The sequence below is a fragment of the Acidaminococcus sp. genome (assembly GCA_022482815.1).
Lineage (GTDB): Bacteria > Bacillota > Negativicutes > Acidaminococcales > Acidaminococcaceae > Acidaminococcus.
The window spans coordinates 3022134-3040675 of the sequence record JAKVOM010000001.1; the positions used below are offsets into that span (position 1 = coordinate 3022134).

The following is an 18542-nucleotide window of genomic DNA, read 5'->3' on the forward strand; positions in this document are numbered from 1 at the left end:
AAAAAAAATAACTGCCCACAATTCAGAGGACAGTTTACATCTCACAACTTATTTCATCCCATCAAATCGCCGCTTTGTCTTCTCCCCAATTTACCATCATAAGCATATCCATTACATCTTTTTCTGCCTGCGTCCGTTCCCCAACGACCTCAAAGGTATAGACGGTTCTTTCACAACGGTCTAAATAACCTTCAAACAAAATTTTTTCTCTAAGATCCATAACCTCTTTTGTAGGATGAAAGGCTGACATAAAATCGATTGCTTCCAGGATTGGCATTTCTGTAGTATTGGGACGCCTTCTTAAGGCATTTCCCAAAGGAATCATTCTGCCGTTGTAATAATTGCTGAACGAAAGCGTAAACCCATCAAACAGATGATTTTGTTTGATAAAATGGATTTGCTTAAAATCCCTATTGCTCATATCCCAAATACTCAAAGAGCGTAACATCATCTTATTATATTCTCTAAAGAATATTGCCAGATCTTCAGAATCCTCTATGTTACTGGCGTCATAAACTTTGATAAATTTAAATGTAATTTTATGTTCCTGAAAGGGCACATCCTTGCAATCTCCAGGATTCTTTGGGTTCAGATAGGGACTTTTGCCATCAATCAAATGTAACATGGATATCGCCCTCCTTCCGATGCAGCCATCTACAGATTTCGAATCTTGCTATTCTCATATTCCTAATGCCGTTTGCTAATTCATCATGGTTCTCCCATACCAACTTAACGGATTCTCCATCAAATCAGTGATGTGTCATCTCCCCAATTTGTCATCGCAAGGATCTTCATCACTTCTTTATCGTCTGAGGCCTTTTTGTCTGCGAAATCAATGGTATAGATGGTCTTTTCACAATGGTCTAAATAACCTTCAAACAATACTCTTTCTTTTAGATCAGTCAACTCTTTCGAAGGATATTGGGATGTCATAGCATTCATGGCTTCAATGGTGGAAGATTTTACAGTATCTGAATGATTTTTGAATTCTTCTCCGACAGCAGCAACTTTACTGTTATAAGAAGTGCTGAATGAAAGCGTGAACCCATCAAACAGCTGATTTTCTTCTTTAAAATGGATCTGCTCAAAATCCTTATTGCTCAGGTCCCAAATACCCACCCGTTTTAGAATGATCTTATTCCGTTCACCAAGAAAATTCTTTACGTCTTCCGAATCCTCTACTTTACTGTCATCATACACTTTAATCAGTTTAAAGATAAGTTTATCTTTTCTCATTGGTTCAGGAGCCACTAGACTAAGATAGGGACATTTGCCATTCACCGAATGTAACAAGGATATCGTCCTCCTTTAGATTCAACCATCTACCGAATTCAGATCTTACTATCATCATAGCCATCATTCAGTTTGCTAATTGATCACGGCTCGCAACATTTCTATTATAGAAAATCCCCGTAAAACAAAGCAATAGTTCAACGTCCAAAATATTACTCAAAAAAAGTAACTAGAAAAAGGTGTACTGGCTATTTTAGTTAAGCTAAATTTGGCGATTTCAGATGATTCCTAATTAGTCATTTCAGTTGGGCTGTTTTTGGCAATTTCACCTGACCCCTATGTAAAAAAATCCGCCTTCGTCCTGCCTCAAGGCAACAGACGAAAGCGGATAATTAAGTTATAGACCTGTCAAATGCTTAGTGCATTTTGAGATAAAATTAATGGACTATATAGTCTTCATAATATCAAGAAGGTTCTTATAGGTATCGACTTCGTGATAAACAACATCTTTGTTGGAAAGTGATTTGAAGAGCTCACTAGCGCATTTAATTTTTGCCTGCTCAATTGTCCTTAAGTTCATGCTCGACAATGATCCCTTGGTTTCCGCTATAAAGAAAACATGTTTTACCGAACCCTTTTTAAAGGCAATTGCCCAATCAGGAGCATAGTTCCCCACAGGAGTTGGAATCTGGAACCCACGCGGTAATTTGGCATAGACAACCACTTTGTCATCTGCGTCCATATCTTCTGCGAACTTTCTCTCCACTGATTTTTCAGCATAACCATCGGTGAACACATAGTCCTGGACATTCTTTTTAGCAGCGTATGCTTTGCTGAAATCCTTATTTTTCTCGGCTGTAAAAATACTTGAATCATAAGTCCCAGTTGTTTGATTATAGGTAATATGATCAACAATCATAGTTGCTTTTTGTTCGTTAATGAGTTGGATTGTCTTAGAAATAAAATCTTCCGGATTTTCTTTGAACATATTAAATTTTTCATCAGATATCCCGGAAAGGATGCGTACAACGGTCTTCCGTGTAAGATGTGTTCCTTCTGCAATTTTGCCTATAAGGTCATACTTTACTGTACCCGTTAAATTACTTTTCGCATCATATGAGGTTGTGCTCTCTCTCACAAACCCTTCGCCCGCTTCTACTGATTCAGAAGACCAATTATCAGATTGTTTTCCCATAGTCACAATATACTGAAGCTGCGTGACAAAAAGATTATTATCAATACTATTCTTTGCTTTATCGACCAATTCATCACTGTCAAAGCTAACCTGATAGGTATATTTATGGTTAATATAATTCCACAGCGTCTGGAATTCTTTTTTATCAAAATTTTTGTTCAGTTTATTTTCCGGAATCGTAGTCACATTGCCATTCTTGATCATCGTATTCAAGATACGCGGATCAAAAATGCCTTGAATCAGGTCATGGATGCCATCTTCAAAGCCATGAAGTTCATCGGGGAGCGGTGCAAGAGTCTTATTCTGTACACCAGCATCATATTTATCAGTTATATGACCATGTCTATCAACATATTCATTTTGTACCAAGTAAAAATAGATTTCGGTAGCTTGGTCATCTGTGATTGTGACAGACTTATCTCCCACTTTAATCGATTTACCCTTAAAGTAATCTGGTGTCGCTTTTGTAGGACGATCATAAAGATTCTCTCTAATTTCTTTCTGAAGACCAGAAACGTAATCACTATAGCCATCGCTTGCGATAACAGTAAGCTGGTTTACCTGTCGAAATTCATTATCAAGGATTTTTTTATCCATACGGGTCCCATTCTGATCCACACAAATACGAAGACCCCGGCCAACTTCCTGACGCTTATTGGTTGTACTATCTCCGCCATGTTTCAAAGTACAAATCTGGAACACATTCGGATTATCCCAACCCTCTCGCAGCGCGGAATGAGAGAAAATAAAACGAACCGGAGAATCGAAAGATAACAGTTTCTCCTTATCCTTCAGAATCAATTCGTAGGCAGATTCATCATCGCTGATATCGCTTCCCCGCTTTACAGCGCTATCAACCTTGTGGCCCTTTTTATCAATACTGAAATAGCCTGCGTGCGTATCATGAACGTTGATTTTTTTAAGATAATCCCTGTATGACGCATCGTACGAATCTAAGTGATTCTTGAGAAAGTCCGTGTACTCTTCCTCAAACATCTGACCATATTCCGAATTCACTTCATTGCCATCTTTATCGTACTTGCGATAGTGCTCTACTTTATCAATAAAGAACAACGACAAAGTCTTGATGCCACGTGCATAAAGTTCTTGTTCCCTTTCAAAATGAGACCGTATCGTTTCACGAATCTGAATTCGGCGGATTTCTTTTTCAGAAACATCACCTGCTACTTCATGCGTATGAATTGTTACCCCGTTAGTGAATGTCACGTAACCAGTATCGGCAGTACCAGCTTCAATGTCACTAATATGGTACCCCTTATATTGTTCCAAATTATTCGATAGCGCATAAAGGTCATCATCAACACCCAGAATACGTGTTTCCCGATTGATAGACTTGCTATGTTTTACTTCAAATTCTAACCTCGCCATGGGAGGTTTGTTTGGATCAACAACTATACCATCAAGGAACAAGTATCCATTTGTGCCTTGTAAATTCTGAACCGAAACTGTTTTGACAGTAATTTCCTTCACAAGCTGCTTGTTATATGCATCTACTGCGTCCAAAACATAAACAAGATCATGGTGCTCTTTATGTGTAGCGGAGTAATTTAATGTGAATAGGGGATTGAACTCCTTCAAAGAATCCTGAGTTTTCTTCCCGCCCATCTTTTGCGGCTCATCAAGGATGATAATCGGATGATTTGCGCTAATGACGTCAATGGGACGACGACTGCCAAATTCGTCTAGTTCCATACGAATACGACGTGCGTCTTTGCCTCGTGCATTGAATGCCTGTACATTAATAATCATGACGGACAAATCCGCGCTTGAACTAAAGTTGTCAATGTCTGTCAAGTTTTTTGAATTATAAACAAAGAAACGAGCTTTCTTTTTATACAGATCCATAAAGTGATCCTGCATCGTTTCAAAACTTTTTTGAACTCCTTCGCGGATTGCAATAGACGGTACAACAACAATAAATTTATTCCAACCATATAACTTGTTCAGTTCAAACATCGTCTTGATGTAGACGTAGGTCTTACCTGTTCCGGTTTCCATCTCCACATCCAGAGAACAGGCTCCCATGTGCTTAGAAAGGCAATCAGAAAGCTTGATATTATTATTCTTTTGAACTAAGCGAATATTTTTCAACAAGGCATTTGAATCAAGTGTTACGGGTGCATTGGAAAATCCCAGATAAATTCCCTCATCAGCAGCATGACTAAAAACATCTTGTTCCATTTTTAATGTGCCAAGGTCGCGGCGATAGCTTTTTATATCTTGATGTGGCTGACCACGAAAGACGTTGACAACACTTTCGACTGCCTCTGTCTGATAATCTTGAATGGTAAATTTGAATTTCATGGCAGCCATTAAATCACCTTCCTTACTGTTTCCGGGCTATAGGTGGCAAAAATTTGCTCAAAATTCGTAAGTACACTGTCATTTTCCATGCTACGATCCCGGAACACAGCATAGAACGGATGACGTTTAGCAATTTCAGTCACAGTCTCATCCGTCACATTTTTGTCAAAGCAAGCAAGCAAATATCCATCATCAACAGAAAAGACTTTCTTTCCGCCTATGACTACTTCTTCAATTTTTGAAGATAACAGGATCCCCAAATCTAACATAACCTGGATTAAGAGATCTTCAGGGGTTCGGTCTTCTTTAATATTATTTTCAAATAGCCCTATCTGATCTTGTTTGATTGCGTCAGGTTGATAATAAACATCCTTCATGTTAGAAGAGTCCACTTTGAAACACCGGAACCCATAGTCAATGTCCGCTCCAGTTTCTTCCTTAATCTTCTTGCCCGCACGGCGAATACGTTCTTCGCCGATGTCGCATATAGTCTTGTAGCCAGCCTGATAAGCTGCTGATTTTGCATCTGTTATCTCAGGCAGTTGAACGAGAATAAATTTTCGTTTTCCTTTATCCTCAGCATTTTGTTGAAAAACAGCTTGAGCAGTCGTAGCAGAGCCTGAGAAAAAGTCCATAACATAAAAAGAATTATCATTAATAATATGAATCAAGTATTTCATCAGTTCCACAGGCTTTGGGAAATCAAAAGGTATCTTCAAACTATTGAGTTCCTTCGCTGCATGTCTGTTTTCATATTTTAGGATAAGGTCTGAAGGTAATTGGCCTGCTTCTAATCTTGAATTTAGCCATATTTTTGTATAAATATTCCAGTGTGCCTGGGTACCCGTAACATAGTCCAGAAGAGGCGTGGAAGAGCTCTTTACAAACACTATGTCATCATTTTTTAGTCCCTGTTCAAACGTTTTTTGATTCCATCTCCAGGGAAGCCCATTAGGAGTAATAACTTTTTCACCATCAGGGCACTCAATTGGATATGATGATCCACCATGTTTTAGTGAAGCTTGAAAAAAGCCCATTGTTCTGTAGCGTTCCCCCTTACGTGGACCAGTTTCTTGGACTTTGTTATATACCTTCTCTATAAGTTCCTGGCTCATATCAGCTTTGAAAGGCTTAGCAATTTCTGCATTTTTAGCGTACACAACTATGTAATCAATATTTTGAGTAAAAAACTTTCCTTGGTTGTTTCCTGTCTTCATTTGTCTAGAAACTACACCAGCTCTATTTGGTCTTCCAAAAATTTCATCACAAATTTTAAGCATATTATCTAATTCGCTTTGCCCAATGCTAATAAAAATTGCCCCGTCATCTGACATTAAATCCTTTGCTATCCTGATACGAGGATACAACATATTGAGCCAAGCCGTATGAAATCTGCCATTACTTTCAAAATTCTGTACCAGACGATTCCCCTGATTATCTATTTGCCCACTCTTATCTAAATAATCTGCTGCTTTCTGAGAAAAATCATCTTCATAGATAAAATCATTTCCCGTATTGTATGGCGGGTCGATATATATCATTTTCACTTTTCCCAAATATGTCTCTCTCAAAAGTTTTAGAGCATCCAGATTATCCCCCTCAATATAGATATTTTCCGAATCAATACCACCGGATGTTCCATCTTTTCCCACCGATTTTTCTCGATTGAGTCGAAGCGTCTTAGCAATGGGTTGATTAGCAAGAATGATTGCATTTCTCTTATCAGGCCAAGTGAACCGATACCTTTCCTGATTCCCGTCTACTACTTGTGTATTGATTTCCTGCATTAAGACATCTTTATCTATGGCCCTTATAACATTACCATTTTCATCAATCGTTTCCGTAACAGCATTTGGAAATAAATCTACTAGTTTTTGGTAATTTTTTTCGGCTAAATCAGGTGTGTGCATTTTTAATTTATCCATTTTTAGCTCCTTCTGTGCAGCCATCAAATCACTTTTCTCACCGTTTCCGGGCTATAGGTGGCAAAAATCTGCTCAAAATTCGTAAGTACACTGTCATTTTTCATGCTCCTATCCCGGAACACAGCATAGAATGGATGATGTTTAGCAATCTCAGTTACCGTCTCATCCGTCACATTTTCATCGAAACAAGCAAGCAAATATCCATCATCAACAGAAAAGACTTTCTTTCCGTCTATAACTATTTCTTCAACTTTTGAAGATAACAGGATACCCAAATCTAACATAACCTGAATTAAGAGATCTTCAGGAGTACGGTCTGCTTTAATGTTGTCTTCGAATAGTCCTATCTGATCTTGTTTGATGGCATCAGGTTGATAATAGACATCCTTCATGTTAGAGGAGTCAACTTCGAAACACCTGAACCCGATGTCAAGGTCCGCTGTTGTAAGAGGTGATTCTTCCTTAATCTTTTTCCCTGCTCGCTTGATACGTTCTTCTCCTAAATCACATATAGTTTGGTACCCGGCTTTAAATGCATCACTACCTTCTTTGCACTTTTCAGGAATTTGAACCAATATAAAACGCCGATGACTGTGGTCCTCAGAGTTTATTTTCATGACACCTTCAGCAAAAGTTCCAGATCCAGAGAAAAAATCCATAACGATAGAGTCTCCGCAATTAGCCAAATAAACCAAGTGTTTCATAAGAGCAGAACTCTTAGGAAAAGGAAATAATTGATTACTAAACCCTAAATCTTTAAACTCCTTCATTGCATTATCGGAATTGAATTCTTTTCTATTCCAAAAAGTATGCTCTTTAACTGTCTTAATACCACCATTTTTGTCAATGTAGTCTTTCTCATAAACCGTAAATTTTCCTTCATCCGCATATTTAGGCATTATATGAGCATCTAAGAACTCTATATTATCCTTAGATGTTTTATATCCCCAACGCCATCTCCCATCAGAATGATCTGGTTTTATAGGCCAAATTTCTATATAGCCAGAATTAACTAAACTTTGGTCAACCTCTTCTCTAACAACTAAATCTTTTGTTTGGGGATTAAAATAAAATGGATACCACATTGCAGGTCTATCTTGACGACGATCACCTGTTCCCGTTTTTCTTAAATCTGTCTCTCTATATTTTCGCCCATCATCATCTACTTTATCAAACCGATTAATTACTTTATCTGTAGCAATTAAAGGCATACAGTCCCAAGCAGCACTACGACTGTAAACTAACATAAATTCAGTTGATTTCATAAAATTTGTGCTATCCTGTTTTCCTGATGTTTTTCTAACGTAGGTAATAGTAGCTTGATAGTTATCTTCGCCAAAAATTTCATTGCATATCTTCAGTAAATTTTCTAATTCATTATCATCAATAGAAATAAAAATGACCCCATCCTTAGAAAGCATATCCTTTGCTAATTTTAATCGCGGATACATCATGTTCAACCAATCAGTGTGAAATCTTCCATTGCTTTCAGTGTTCTGCACCAATCGATTTCCATCCTCATCAATCTGTCCACTATTATTCGCATAGGCAGCTACACTCTGAGCGAAATCATCTTCATAAATAAAATCACTCCCAGTATTATATGGGGGATCGGTTGCCTTACAACATTTGATACAATTACACGATTATTCCCTTAAATTCTTGAACGATGCACCCTGGGGTGCAAAGTGAAGTGCACCCCAGAAGCCCCCTGCAATTGCTGTTAAAATTGACATGCCTGGTGTTTTGGACAAAGAAAAAACCGCTCTGCATTTCTGCAAAGCGGTTTCTATTTATGCCTTGATTTCCGTCCCGTCTTGAAAGACCACGGTTACATTCTCTTTATCTTTTACTATCATTTTATCGACCAGGGCACACCAGAGTGAATGGTCAAATTCGGTGAGCAGGTTCTTCCGACCTTTCAGTTCCTGAATGAACCTTCCAAGCTGCTCATTCCGATCCTGGCGGTTTTCAATCTTCTCACACAGTTGTTCGTACTCAGTTTTCATTGCATCATAGCGGCTGATGATGTCATCATACTGTTTTTGGTACTCTTCCTGGTTCTGCGCCACCCGTGCATTCCGTTCCACAGCATTCTGGGCCATTTCCACCAGGATGCCGATTTCCTTCTGCATGGCATCTCGTTTGGCTAGAAGGTCTCCGTTGTCACAGATCACCTGCCTAGCATCCTCGATGGTCTGGATAATCTCATCCTTCTCTGTAATCATCTGATTCATTGCCCGGACGAAGTACATCTTGATTTCCTCTTCTGTCAGATGCGGCGTTCTGCACCCTGTATTGTTTCGGAACTTATTATTACACTGGTAGATGATCCTGCGGTACTTGTCATTGGAATGCCAGACCTTCGCACCGTACCATCCTCCGCATTCAGCACACTGGATTTTGGTGGAAAAGATGCTGGTACCACTAAAGTACTTCCGTGCTTTATTTCTACGTTTCAGTTCCGCTTGCACCATTTCAAAGGTCTGAGGTTCAATAATGGCTTCATGGTCATGCTCTACATAGTATTGGGGGACTTCCCCTTCGTTGATTTTCGTTTTCTTTGTAAGAAAATCAACCGTATAGCTTTTTTGTAGAAGTGCATCTCCCTTGTACTTTTCGTTTTGAAGGATACTGTAAACCGTACGTGCACTCCATTTGGATTTTCCTCCTGGGGTTTTAAGTCCTCGTTTTGTTAGTTGCTTGGCAATAGTTGTTGTTCCCAAGCCTTCTAGGAATAGCTTGTAGATGAGCTTGATCGTTGTTGCTTCTTCTGGTACAACTACTAGCCCACCGTTCGGGCCTTTCTTGTATCCCAGGAAACGGCTGTAAGCGACGCTGACTTTGCCATCGGCAAACCGCTTCCGATGACCCCAGGTGACATTTTCTGAAATACTCCGGCTTTCTTCCTGGGCCAGGGAACTCATGATCGTCAGGAGCAATTCTCCCTTGCTGTCAAAAGTCCAGATGTTTTCCTTTTCAAAGTAGCACTCTATCTTGTGTTCTTTTAATTTCCGAATAGTAGAAAGGCTATCGACGGTATTTCTGGCAAAGCGGCTGACAGACTTTGTAATGATCAGGTCAATTTTTCCTTCCAGAGCATCATTGACCATTCGCTTGAATCCATCACGATGGCGGGTATTTGTACCAGAGATTCCTTCATCCGTATAGATACCTACAAATTCCCAGTCATCCCGCCCTTTGATATAGTTTGTATAATAATCGACCTGGGCTTCATAGCTGGTAATCTGATCATCGTGGTCTGTTGAAACCCGTGCGTACCCTGCTACTTTTCTTTTCTTCCGACTATTAATCGGAGATGATGTATAACGGCTGATTGTTGCCGGAATCGCTCTTACTGTTTTTGCCATCGATTATCCTCTCTCTTCCATTCTTCTTTCAGCGCAAGCATTATTTTTTTAGCCTCTGGGTCCTTGCGTTTTGCATATTGCATGATTTCATGCATATAAGCCCGATACGCTTCGCTATGACGGGTTCCCCGTTTTCTTTCTCTATATTGCCTGGTTTCCGTATGGCCATCTTTAAAATGGAATGTTATTTCTCTATTCAGGACAACTGCTTTTTCAAGGGATTCATCCATTTTTTCCTCATTGAAAGTGTCCAGTCCCAGCACAGAAGCAGTTAGCTTTTTCATAGTGCTGTCTTTGATGGCTTCATTGCCACATATACCAGCACACCGCCAGTACCGTTCCTTTTTTCCATCAGAATATGTAGTTTGTTGGCTCCTGTAATTTTCTCCACAGTACCCGCATTTGATGAAGCCTGTGAACTCATTGAATGCTTTTCGGTTGGGATTTGTGCTTTTTAGCTTATGTCTTTCTCCCCATTCCTTCCGGCGTTCACTAGTCCATGCGTCCTTCCGGGCAGTAGAAACCCATTGCCGTGTAATCTGCTCTCCATTTTTCATATGAAACACCATCACATGATGTTCCGGAACCACAATTATATCAACCTGATTCAGGAAGACATTTTCATCGAATTCGGAAAGCCCCAGGACTTCTGTGCATTCCTTGACTAGGACTTTCTGTGGGATAGCTCCCTTAGAACGGCAGGTTCTTCCTCTCTCTTTATGGGAAATACAGGTCCAGCAATCCTTATTTTTCCGTTTACTGCGAATATGCACAAAACTCTTCCCGCAGATTCCACACCTGATTTTGGTGGTAAAACAGCAGGTATCGATGGACCAGTTTGCCAAAGCCCCCAGTTCCCGCCGTCTTTCCCTTTCTTCCTGTACCTTTTTATAGGTTTCCATGGGGATAATGGCCTCATGTGTATTTTCCACAAAATATTGTGGGAGTTCTCCATGATTGATTTTGGTTTTTCCGGTGATGGGGTCTGTCGAATAGGCTTTCTGGAACAATAGATTACCGGTGTAAGTAATATTCTCTAAAATTCTCCGGACGGCCGAATTCCCGAAATGTTTCCCATTAAAGGATTTGATTCCCATTTCTTCCAGCTGCTTTTCCGTGGCCTCAGCGGACAGGCCTTTTAAGAAGTTGTCATAAATGAGCTTTACAACAGACGCTTCCCTGGGCTCAGGGACAAGCTGATCTCCCTGCCAACGGTATCCATAGATTCGAAACCGTCCATTAGGAATCCCTTGTGCAAAACGTTTTCGGGTTCCCCATTTGACATTTGTACTAATGGAACGGCTCTCTTCCTGGGCAAAGGATGCCAGGATGGAAAGCATCAGTTCGCCGTCACCCGTAAGGGAGCGGATATGCTCTTTCTCGAACCGCACTTCTATACCCAGGTCTTTCAAATGCCGCACTGTCGTTAAAAGGTCTACCGTGTTCCTGGCAAAGCGCTGGATGGACTTTGTAAGGATAATGTCAATCTTTCCTGCTTCACAGTCCGCCAGCATCTGCTTGAACCCTTTTCGCTTGTCGATAGTGGTTCCGCTGATACCGTCGTCTGCATAGACACCGGCAAATTCCCATTCCGGGTTTCTCTGGATCAGTCCGTTATAGTAGCTGATCTGAGCCGATAGGGAATGGTTCATCCGTTCCGACTCCACGGAGACCCGGGCATAGGCTGCCACTTTTTTTCTCCGCACGATGGCCGGCATGGGCCGACTGACCCGCGTGATTTTTTTCATTGTATCAACTCCTTTTGCTACTATTACTCACTCTGAACCGGATTTATAGCAAGTCGATATCTGCTAATAATGGGCCGATTACAGGACAATATTTATTCCGGATCTGCCGTTCGGCTTTTCCGTATTCAGCTTTTGTAATCAAACCCTTCTGGAGCATTCCCCTGATGAAATGCATGGCGGCCAGGTATATCTTCTCCTGCTTCAACTGCTTAGCGTCCATCCTGGCCACCTCCGAACCTGTCTTTTACATAGCAAGTGTGGGAGCAGTATTTACGCTGCCCGTTCCCGTAGACAATGAATGTCTCATGACAGCAAGGGCATTCCAGCTTTCGTACAATCCTATGGTTCACCTTGTCCCGATGGCTATTCCACCAGGCCATCCGGCAGGCATCGGAGCAGAACTTTTTCTCCTTCCGTTTGTCGTTCTGCTCAATAGGCTGACCGCATTGCAGGCAGTGATGGGCTTGTTCCGTTTCCGGCTCCTTGAGGGATAAAGGGTGTCTGCGGCAGTAGGATTTGACGGTATTCTCCGACATGCCTGTTTCTTTGGCGATTTTCCGATACCCGACTCCCTGGAGCCGCAGTTCCCGAATCTGTGCTTTCTGTATATCGTTCATGAATAAACACCTCCTGCTTACTAGCCACGGCAGGAGGTGTTTTCTGACGGTTTCGTTCAATCTTTCTGATAAAACTCACATTCATACCCATCCGCCCGGAGGATCAGACCTTCCGCCCAGGGTGGGGTCCGGCCCATCTGCTCACAGATGGCATCTACACTGACATCCTTACTGCACTCGATGATCAGTTCATCGTGTACGTGACCAACAATGGCACAGTGCCGGAGAGTTCTGCATAGCGTAGCAGAGAATATCCCGGGCCGTGCCCTGGACGATGTTTTCTACGAACTTCGGTCCATAGCTTTCCAGGCCGCTCCCACTTCTTTGTTGCACCGATGCCCTCGTAGGTTACGGATTCCCCGCCGAACTTGTTCTCTCCCGATCCGGGGCTTCACATAGGAAAGCCGCCGCCCACTGGGGAGTTCGATGAACAGCATGCCGCTCTTGCAGAGGAATCGGAGATTGTTGACCTGGACAGGGAATCCTCTTTTTGATGGCGGTTTTCACAGCCCTATCCACCTGCCACCAGAAATCCACGATGTGGGGATTGGCAGCCCGCCAGGACTGGACCAGAGGTCCCAGTTCCTCTTCCGTGATCCCCATATCCATGGCCCCCATGGCCTTCAAAGCGCCCACGGAGCCGCCGTATCCGCAGTTATGCACTAGGCAGTCCGATACGGTAAAACGGTGATGGGGTCCGGCATTTCGTATGTCATAAAGTCGAGCCGTGCGTCGATGACATACCAGTTTTTCCGTTTCTTTGCTACTGCATCCCTGGCATCTGCTATGATCTGTTCCCTTGTCTCCCCGCCAGACAACTTTCGAATCACCGTCGAATAACAGTACGGCCAATACTCTTGCTGGAATTCCGATAACACCGTTTTTCTTCGGTTGCCCCGGTTCACTTTTAAAGGAACCATTCGGATATTTCCTGGAGCATAATCTCCATCGTTGTTGATTCTGTCGATTTCGTACTCCCGATCTGGAAGTCCATACTGCTCCAGCAGATAAAGTCCTGCCGCAAGCACACTGGGAAACTGGAACCGGATGCCCCTGGCTCCATAATTCCGATAGCCCGCATCTTTGGGATTTTCGCAGCGCTGTTTGGCTGCCATCAACCGCTTGTAAAGCCACAAAGGAATCTTTCTGGCTTGGGAACAATGCTGACACCCCTTGCTTTTTCCGCTTACAAGAGCATCCCGCAGAGTCCATTGTATGGATCCGCAGCCCTGGCACTGGGTCAAAACATAGCAATGGTTCTGTTTCTCGTTCCAGCGTTTTTCCGGGCTGATAATTTTTACCCAGCCGTATTGCTCGCCCACCATTTCCGGTTTGTAAGAGATGTGCGCCGCTGGCGGCGGCGATTCCAAGCTGTATTGGCTTCTCTTTCCCTTGCACCCAGACCATGTGGTCGGCAGTTGCTGTGAGTCCTTCATAGGTGAGCACCTCTCTTTCGCCTCTGTAGACAACCCCGTCATGGTGGACCCAGTTCTCTCCATCCCAAACCCGGTCTTCCGTGGTCACCTTTTCAATGGGGATAAGACCATGATCCGTAAGGACAAGCTGCCCTTCTGCGATACAGGCCAGTTCCGCGATTTTCCCCTTCTGGCGCAAATCCCCGTTCACCCCGTGTTTCACCACGGGCACTCCAAACATCTGGCTGGCCGTTGAGCAGTAGATGTCCTTCCCGGCTGCAAAGGCTGCGGCTTTCCACTTTTCCCCGGCCATCCAGGAAATGACCCTTGCCTCAATGGCCGAGAAGTCCGAGACCACAAACTTCATCCCCTCACGGGGCACAAAGGCTGTCCGGATCAGCTGAGACAGCACATCCGGGATAGAATCATAAAGAAGATCCAGTGCTTCGTAGTTTCCCTGCTGCACCAGCTCCCAGGCTTCTGAAAGGTCCGGCAGATGGTTCTGAGGAAGATTCTGCAATTGGATATGCCGTCCCGCAAACCGCCCGGTCCGGTTGGCCCCATAGAATTGGAACATGCCCCTGGCCCTTCCATCCTGGCAGGCCGTCATTTCCATGGCCTGGTACTTCTTTACCGAGGACTTGGCCAGCTTCTGCCGGAGCAACAGAACACTGTGCAGGGGCTCCTGAGCCGTTTTCAATAGTTCCTTCACCTGCTTCTTCCCCAGGGAGTCCGACTTTAGGCCACGGGCTTCGAGCCATCCCAGCATCTGGAGGACTGAATTGGGATTCTCCAGGCCGGTCTTTTCCTTCAGGGCTGCCATCAGGCTCTCCCGGCTTTTGGCATCCATGGCCACCGCTTGCCGGGCCAGTTCCAGATCAATGGCAATTCCCCGGTCGTTGATTTCCTGGTCCTGGTGGTATTCTTCCCACACCGTGTCCGGCACCGGATATTTCTGCAGCCTCTCCTGGATGGCCATTTCCACTTCCACATCCCGCTTGTTATAGCTCTTGAAGAGATTCCACTTGTCGGGAGCATGCTGGGGCAAGTTCCGGGTCCGTCCCCCGTTGGTCTTGGTCTCCTTGCAGGGAACGCAGAAATAGCGGATCAGATCCCGGCCTTCCTTCATCTTCTGGTTGTCCAGATTCAGCACGGCCCCCACTCCTTCCAGGGAAAGGGGCAACCCCATATAGGCGGACCACACCATGGAGCACTTCCAGCCGGCCGGGTTCAGGAACATGGCACAGTCCTGAGAAAGCGGATGATGGTCATGGAAGGGATCCAGGCTCCTCCCCAGATCCGTGAGATACCGGGACAGACACACCCGTTCGAAATTGGCATTGAAGGCCCACTTGGTCACAGCATCATCGGTGAGGGCCTCCAGAATCTCTTCCGGGATGGTTTCCCCCTGGGCCAGATCGATGACCCGCACTGGGCCCCCATCCACTGCGTAGCCAAAAAGGAGGATTGCAAAATCCGGGGACTCGGCGTATTTATAGACCCCGCACTTGGCTAAGTTCACATCGCTGTAGGTTTCAATATCGATACTGATGGTTTTCATACGTTTCACCTCGAGAAAAGCGGCGAAGCACAAGGCCCCGCCGCCACCATTTACCACGTCTTATTTCCGAAAGGATTCCATCTGTTTGCGATGATATTCTGCTTCCCGTTCCTCCCGGTTCCGGGCCGCAATTTCATCCCGCTGGTCCTTTTTGATATCCGTATAGATCATGGCCACAAAGAAGCCGCCAACACACAGGGCAACCAGACAGTACAGACAATCCAGAATCAATTTCAAAACATTTTCCATTATTGTTCCTCCTTAGTCCAGGAAATCATCATCGTCTGCCGTAGCAAAGTCGTCTTCTGCCCGGGGTTTTCCGCCCAGAGGTTCCCCATCACGAATCTTCTGCAGGTTGTTCAGGCCGCAGGCAATGCCCTTGTTGCCGTTGGAGTTGAAGGCGTAGAAGTTGATGGAGGCTCTTCCATAGACCCCGCTGTACACTTCAGACCGTTCCAGAATCTGCTGGCAGGAAGAATCTACGATGCCGGGCTTTGTGGCAGAATTGGCATTAATGAAGTAGCTGTCCTTGTAGGTATCATCCCCAGGCCGTTCCAGATCTCCGTCACGGAGCGGGTTCTTGATGGTTTCCAGCTTCGGCACGATGCGGCCATTTCCTTTGAGCTTGCCCTGCCCTTCCTCATAGGCTGCTTGGATAGCCGCTTTCACCTTTTCCACGGTCTTCGTATCAGACTTGGGGATGATGAGGCTCACGCTGTACTTGGGGGTTCCTCCGTTGATGGATTTGGGTTCCCAGACGTTGGCGTAGGACCAGCGGGTATTTGCTCCGGTAATGACTTTGCAAGGATTTACATAATGTTTCATTGTTCGTTCCTCCTTAATTTTCACTGCTAAAATCTTCTGCCGCGGTATGCATAGCCGGGCGTTTGTCCGATTCCGGTACCAGGACCGGTTTGCCTTGGGGCTTTTCGATGAGGCCGGACAGAAGTTCATCAAACCTCCGTTTCCCCAGAAGGTGGGTCAGGGCTGTGATGCCCATGAGTTTCTTTTCGTAGGGAGAGTATCCGGCTTCCTCCACTTTGGCGGCCACCGCATCGTCGTCTACATAACGGCGATTGGAGCGCCCTTCCACCAGTTTCCAGCCAGTCCATGCCTTGCCGGATAGAGCCTGCTGCAGGGCATAGTCCTTAATGTCACCCACCCAGGCTACAAGGTCATCGGCCTTTTCCAGCACTGCTTCTACTTCTGCGTCACAGAGAGTAGACGGCATGGCGAAGTCGTACCTGGCAAGTTCCAGGTTATACTCTGCCCGTTTCCGGCAGGTGGCCCTGATCTTGCAGAACCGGCAGTGCTCACCGGCTTTGTACTCCCCTTCCCCTTTAGCCGCCAGAGCAGCCGTGGGTTTGAGGATTTTCTCCGCCCATTGGAGCAGGTCACCTTTGGTCATTTCGTAGGTGCTGACATTATCCCGTCTTGGCTGGAAGATGGTCATGGAGACCCTTTGGATATCGTAAATCCCGTCGAAGAGGTCCAGTGCCCCCAGGGCATAGCACATCATCTGGGGATTCTTCTCCGCACTGACTTCCACACCAAGCCCGTGCTTGTAATCGATGACGGTCAGGGTATCGTCCGCCACAATGACACAGTCTCCTGTACCGAACCCATCCGGCACCCATTTCGAGAAGTCCAACCGCTGTTCTACAAGGACGATGGGATCCTTGCACTCTTTCTTTGCTTCCGCAAGCCGCTCCATGACGAATTGGGCATAGTCGTCCGTGCATTCAGCCATTTCCTCGCTGTAATAGTCGAGGGTCCCCGTAGGGTTCTGGGCCTTCCTGCCCAGGGCTTCCTTCACCTTGTATTCGCAGAGAGTATGAGCATCCGTACCCTCCCGGGCAAAGTCGCTTGTGGTATCCGGCCGCTTCGCACACTCCAACGCGGAAGGCGGGCAGGCCAGCCAGCGGTAGCTGGACGAGGCGGAAAGAACCGCATGTTGCTTATCCGGCATGGCTGATCTCCTCCAGTTCCTTCATAAAGGCTTCATAGTCTTCCGGCTTTACGCTGGAGAGTTTTTCCGCCCCATATTTTTCAATAAGGGCTTTCACTTCTGCTGTGAATCCCTGGCGGGACTTGTCAGCCGCCGCTTTCCGAACTTCTTCAAAAGAAAGGGCCTTCCGCTCCGGAACCACCTTTTCCGGTTCTGCTGTTCTATTGTTCATCTCGTTTTCCAGAGCTTCTACAATCCGCAGCAGGGTCTTTGTGCAATTGGCCATTTCGTTCGCCAGATTTTCAAGATTGTCCTTCGTCACCTTAGTTTCCTCCTTCGTTAATTTCCCTGATGGCCAGTTCCTCTACGGAGTCGCCTGGCACGATGATGGTTACTTTTTCCTTCCCACCCAGCAGGAACCGCAGAATCCGTTCCCGCACGGACACAGACCGTACGGCAGCGATATGCCCACCACCCTTTGCCGCAGAAACGCTGATGCTAACTCTTTGCTTCATGGCTTTTCCTCCTTTCTGAGGGTTAGTATCGTTTTCCCCTTCCACTCTTTAGCCTTGGGAGAGTGGATTTTCTGACGGTTTCCAAAAAACTTTAAAATTTTTTTCTGGCATATAAAAAGCCGGTATGAGAAGCTACTATGGCTCCCATACCGGCTAAGGTTTGTTATTGAGTTTGAAAAAAAAAAGAGGCCCGTCACTTGGACGTTCCTCTTGCATCCTATATTCCTTAAGGCGGAATTCCTACTCCGCTTACTCTGCTTATTTAAAAAACAGGAAATAGATGATTGCCAGTATCACGACTGCCGTAATAATCATCGGCCACTTTACTCTTTTATTGAGCCGATGATGTGCATAAACGGCCCAAGGTTCCCGATTCCCTTTCACATAGGCCTTTTTCTCCAATATTCATTAAAATAAGTGCCGCTTTGTTTACCGTTATATCAAGCGAAGTAAAATATTCTCCAGCTCTTGTACGTAATTTTAGGATTTCTTCTTTATCTGCGGGATTTCTTTCAATCATTTCTTGCAAGTCTTTCTTATCCATCCCTGCAAAAAATAATTCCAATGCGGTACATGTGACATAATATCCCATATACTCACTTAGATCGATTTCTCTTTCTGTCCACTTTTCCATAAAAGCATCCCTTCCATATTCAGCAATCGGAAGCATCCTCAAAAGAGGCTGCTAT

Annotated in this window: 15 protein-coding genes and 1 pseudogene; all 16 read right to left on the minus strand. The window is 44.6% G+C overall.

Annotated features, from left to right (window positions below; translation table 11 throughout):
• Positions 1 to 61: 61 nt before the first annotated feature.
• Positions 62 to 625, minus strand: coding sequence for a hypothetical protein (locus LKE33_13000; protein ID MCH3951832.1), 564 nt, complete (start codon positions 623 to 625; stop codon positions 62 to 64).
• A gap of 119 nt (positions 626 to 744) precedes the next feature.
• The gene (locus LKE33_13005; GenBank protein ID MCH3951833.1) at positions 745 to 1293 is read right to left on the minus strand and encodes a hypothetical protein; all 549 of its coding nucleotides are present in this window, start codon (positions 1291 to 1293) and stop codon (positions 745 to 747) included.
• Between the two features lie 385 nt (positions 1294 to 1678).
• Positions 1679 to 4762, minus strand: coding sequence for a DEAD/DEAH box helicase family protein (locus LKE33_13010; GenBank protein ID MCH3951834.1), 3084 nt, complete (start codon positions 4760 to 4762; stop codon positions 1679 to 1681).
• Complete coding sequence (locus LKE33_13015) at positions 4762 to 6678, minus strand: site-specific DNA-methyltransferase (protein ID MCH3951835.1); 1917 nt, start codon at positions 6676 to 6678, stop codon at positions 4762 to 4764. Before LKE33_13015 ends, LKE33_13010 begins: the two co-directional genes overlap by 1 nt.
• Before the next feature lie 23 nt (positions 6679 to 6701).
• Positions 6702 to 8261, minus strand: a complete 1560-nt coding sequence (locus LKE33_13020; GenBank protein ID MCH3951836.1) for a site-specific DNA-methyltransferase — start codon at positions 8259 to 8261, stop codon at positions 6702 to 6704.
• A gap of 210 nt (positions 8262 to 8471) precedes the next feature.
• Complete coding sequence (locus LKE33_13025; GenBank protein ID MCH3951837.1) at positions 8472 to 10049, minus strand: recombinase family protein; 1578 nt, start codon at positions 10047 to 10049, stop codon at positions 8472 to 8474.
• On the minus strand, positions 10034 to 11797 hold the full coding sequence (locus LKE33_13030; protein MCH3951838.1) for a recombinase family protein: 1764 nt from the start codon (positions 11795 to 11797) through the stop codon (positions 10034 to 10036). The genes LKE33_13025 and LKE33_13030 overlap by 16 nt, the downstream gene beginning before the upstream one ends.
• Positions 11798 to 11840: 43 nt before the next feature.
• A complete protein-coding gene (locus LKE33_13035; GenBank protein MCH3951839.1) occupies positions 11841 to 12017 on the minus strand; it encodes a hypothetical protein in 177 nt (58 codons plus the stop codon).
• On the minus strand, positions 12007 to 12414 hold the full coding sequence (locus LKE33_13040; protein ID MCH3951840.1) for a DUF2116 family Zn-ribbon domain-containing protein: 408 nt from the start codon (positions 12412 to 12414) through the stop codon (positions 12007 to 12009). Before LKE33_13040 ends, LKE33_13035 begins: the two co-directional genes overlap by 11 nt.
• A gap of 56 nt (positions 12415 to 12470) precedes the next feature.
• Positions 12471 to 15390: pseudogene (locus LKE33_13045) on the minus strand (DNA polymerase).
• Positions 15391 to 15450: 60 nt separating this feature from the next.
• Positions 15451 to 15639: a hypothetical protein gene (locus tag LKE33_13050; protein MCH3951841.1), complete on the minus strand. Its 189-nt coding sequence runs from the start codon at positions 15637 to 15639 to the stop codon at positions 15451 to 15453.
• Between the two features lie 12 nt (positions 15640 to 15651).
• The gene (locus LKE33_13055; protein MCH3951842.1) at positions 15652 to 16215 is read right to left on the minus strand and encodes a DUF2815 family protein; all 564 of its coding nucleotides are present in this window, start codon (positions 16213 to 16215) and stop codon (positions 15652 to 15654) included.
• 13 nt (positions 16216 to 16228) lie between these two features.
• Positions 16229 to 17359: a DUF2800 domain-containing protein gene (locus LKE33_13060; GenBank protein ID MCH3951843.1), complete on the minus strand. Its 1131-nt coding sequence runs from the start codon at positions 17357 to 17359 to the stop codon at positions 16229 to 16231.
• Positions 17349 to 17660, minus strand: a complete 312-nt coding sequence (locus LKE33_13065; protein ID MCH3951844.1) for an rRNA biogenesis protein rrp5 — start codon at positions 17658 to 17660, stop codon at positions 17349 to 17351. Before LKE33_13065 ends, LKE33_13060 begins: the two co-directional genes overlap by 11 nt.
• 1 nt (position 17661) lies before the next feature.
• Entirely contained in the window at positions 17662 to 17853 is a 192-nt protein-coding gene (locus LKE33_13070; protein ID MCH3951845.1) for a hypothetical protein, read from the minus strand.
• Between the two features lie 331 nt (positions 17854 to 18184).
• Positions 18185 to 18487: a hypothetical protein gene (locus LKE33_13075; GenBank protein MCH3951846.1), complete on the minus strand. Its 303-nt coding sequence runs from the start codon at positions 18485 to 18487 to the stop codon at positions 18185 to 18187.
• Positions 18488 to 18542: the final 55 nt, after the last annotated feature.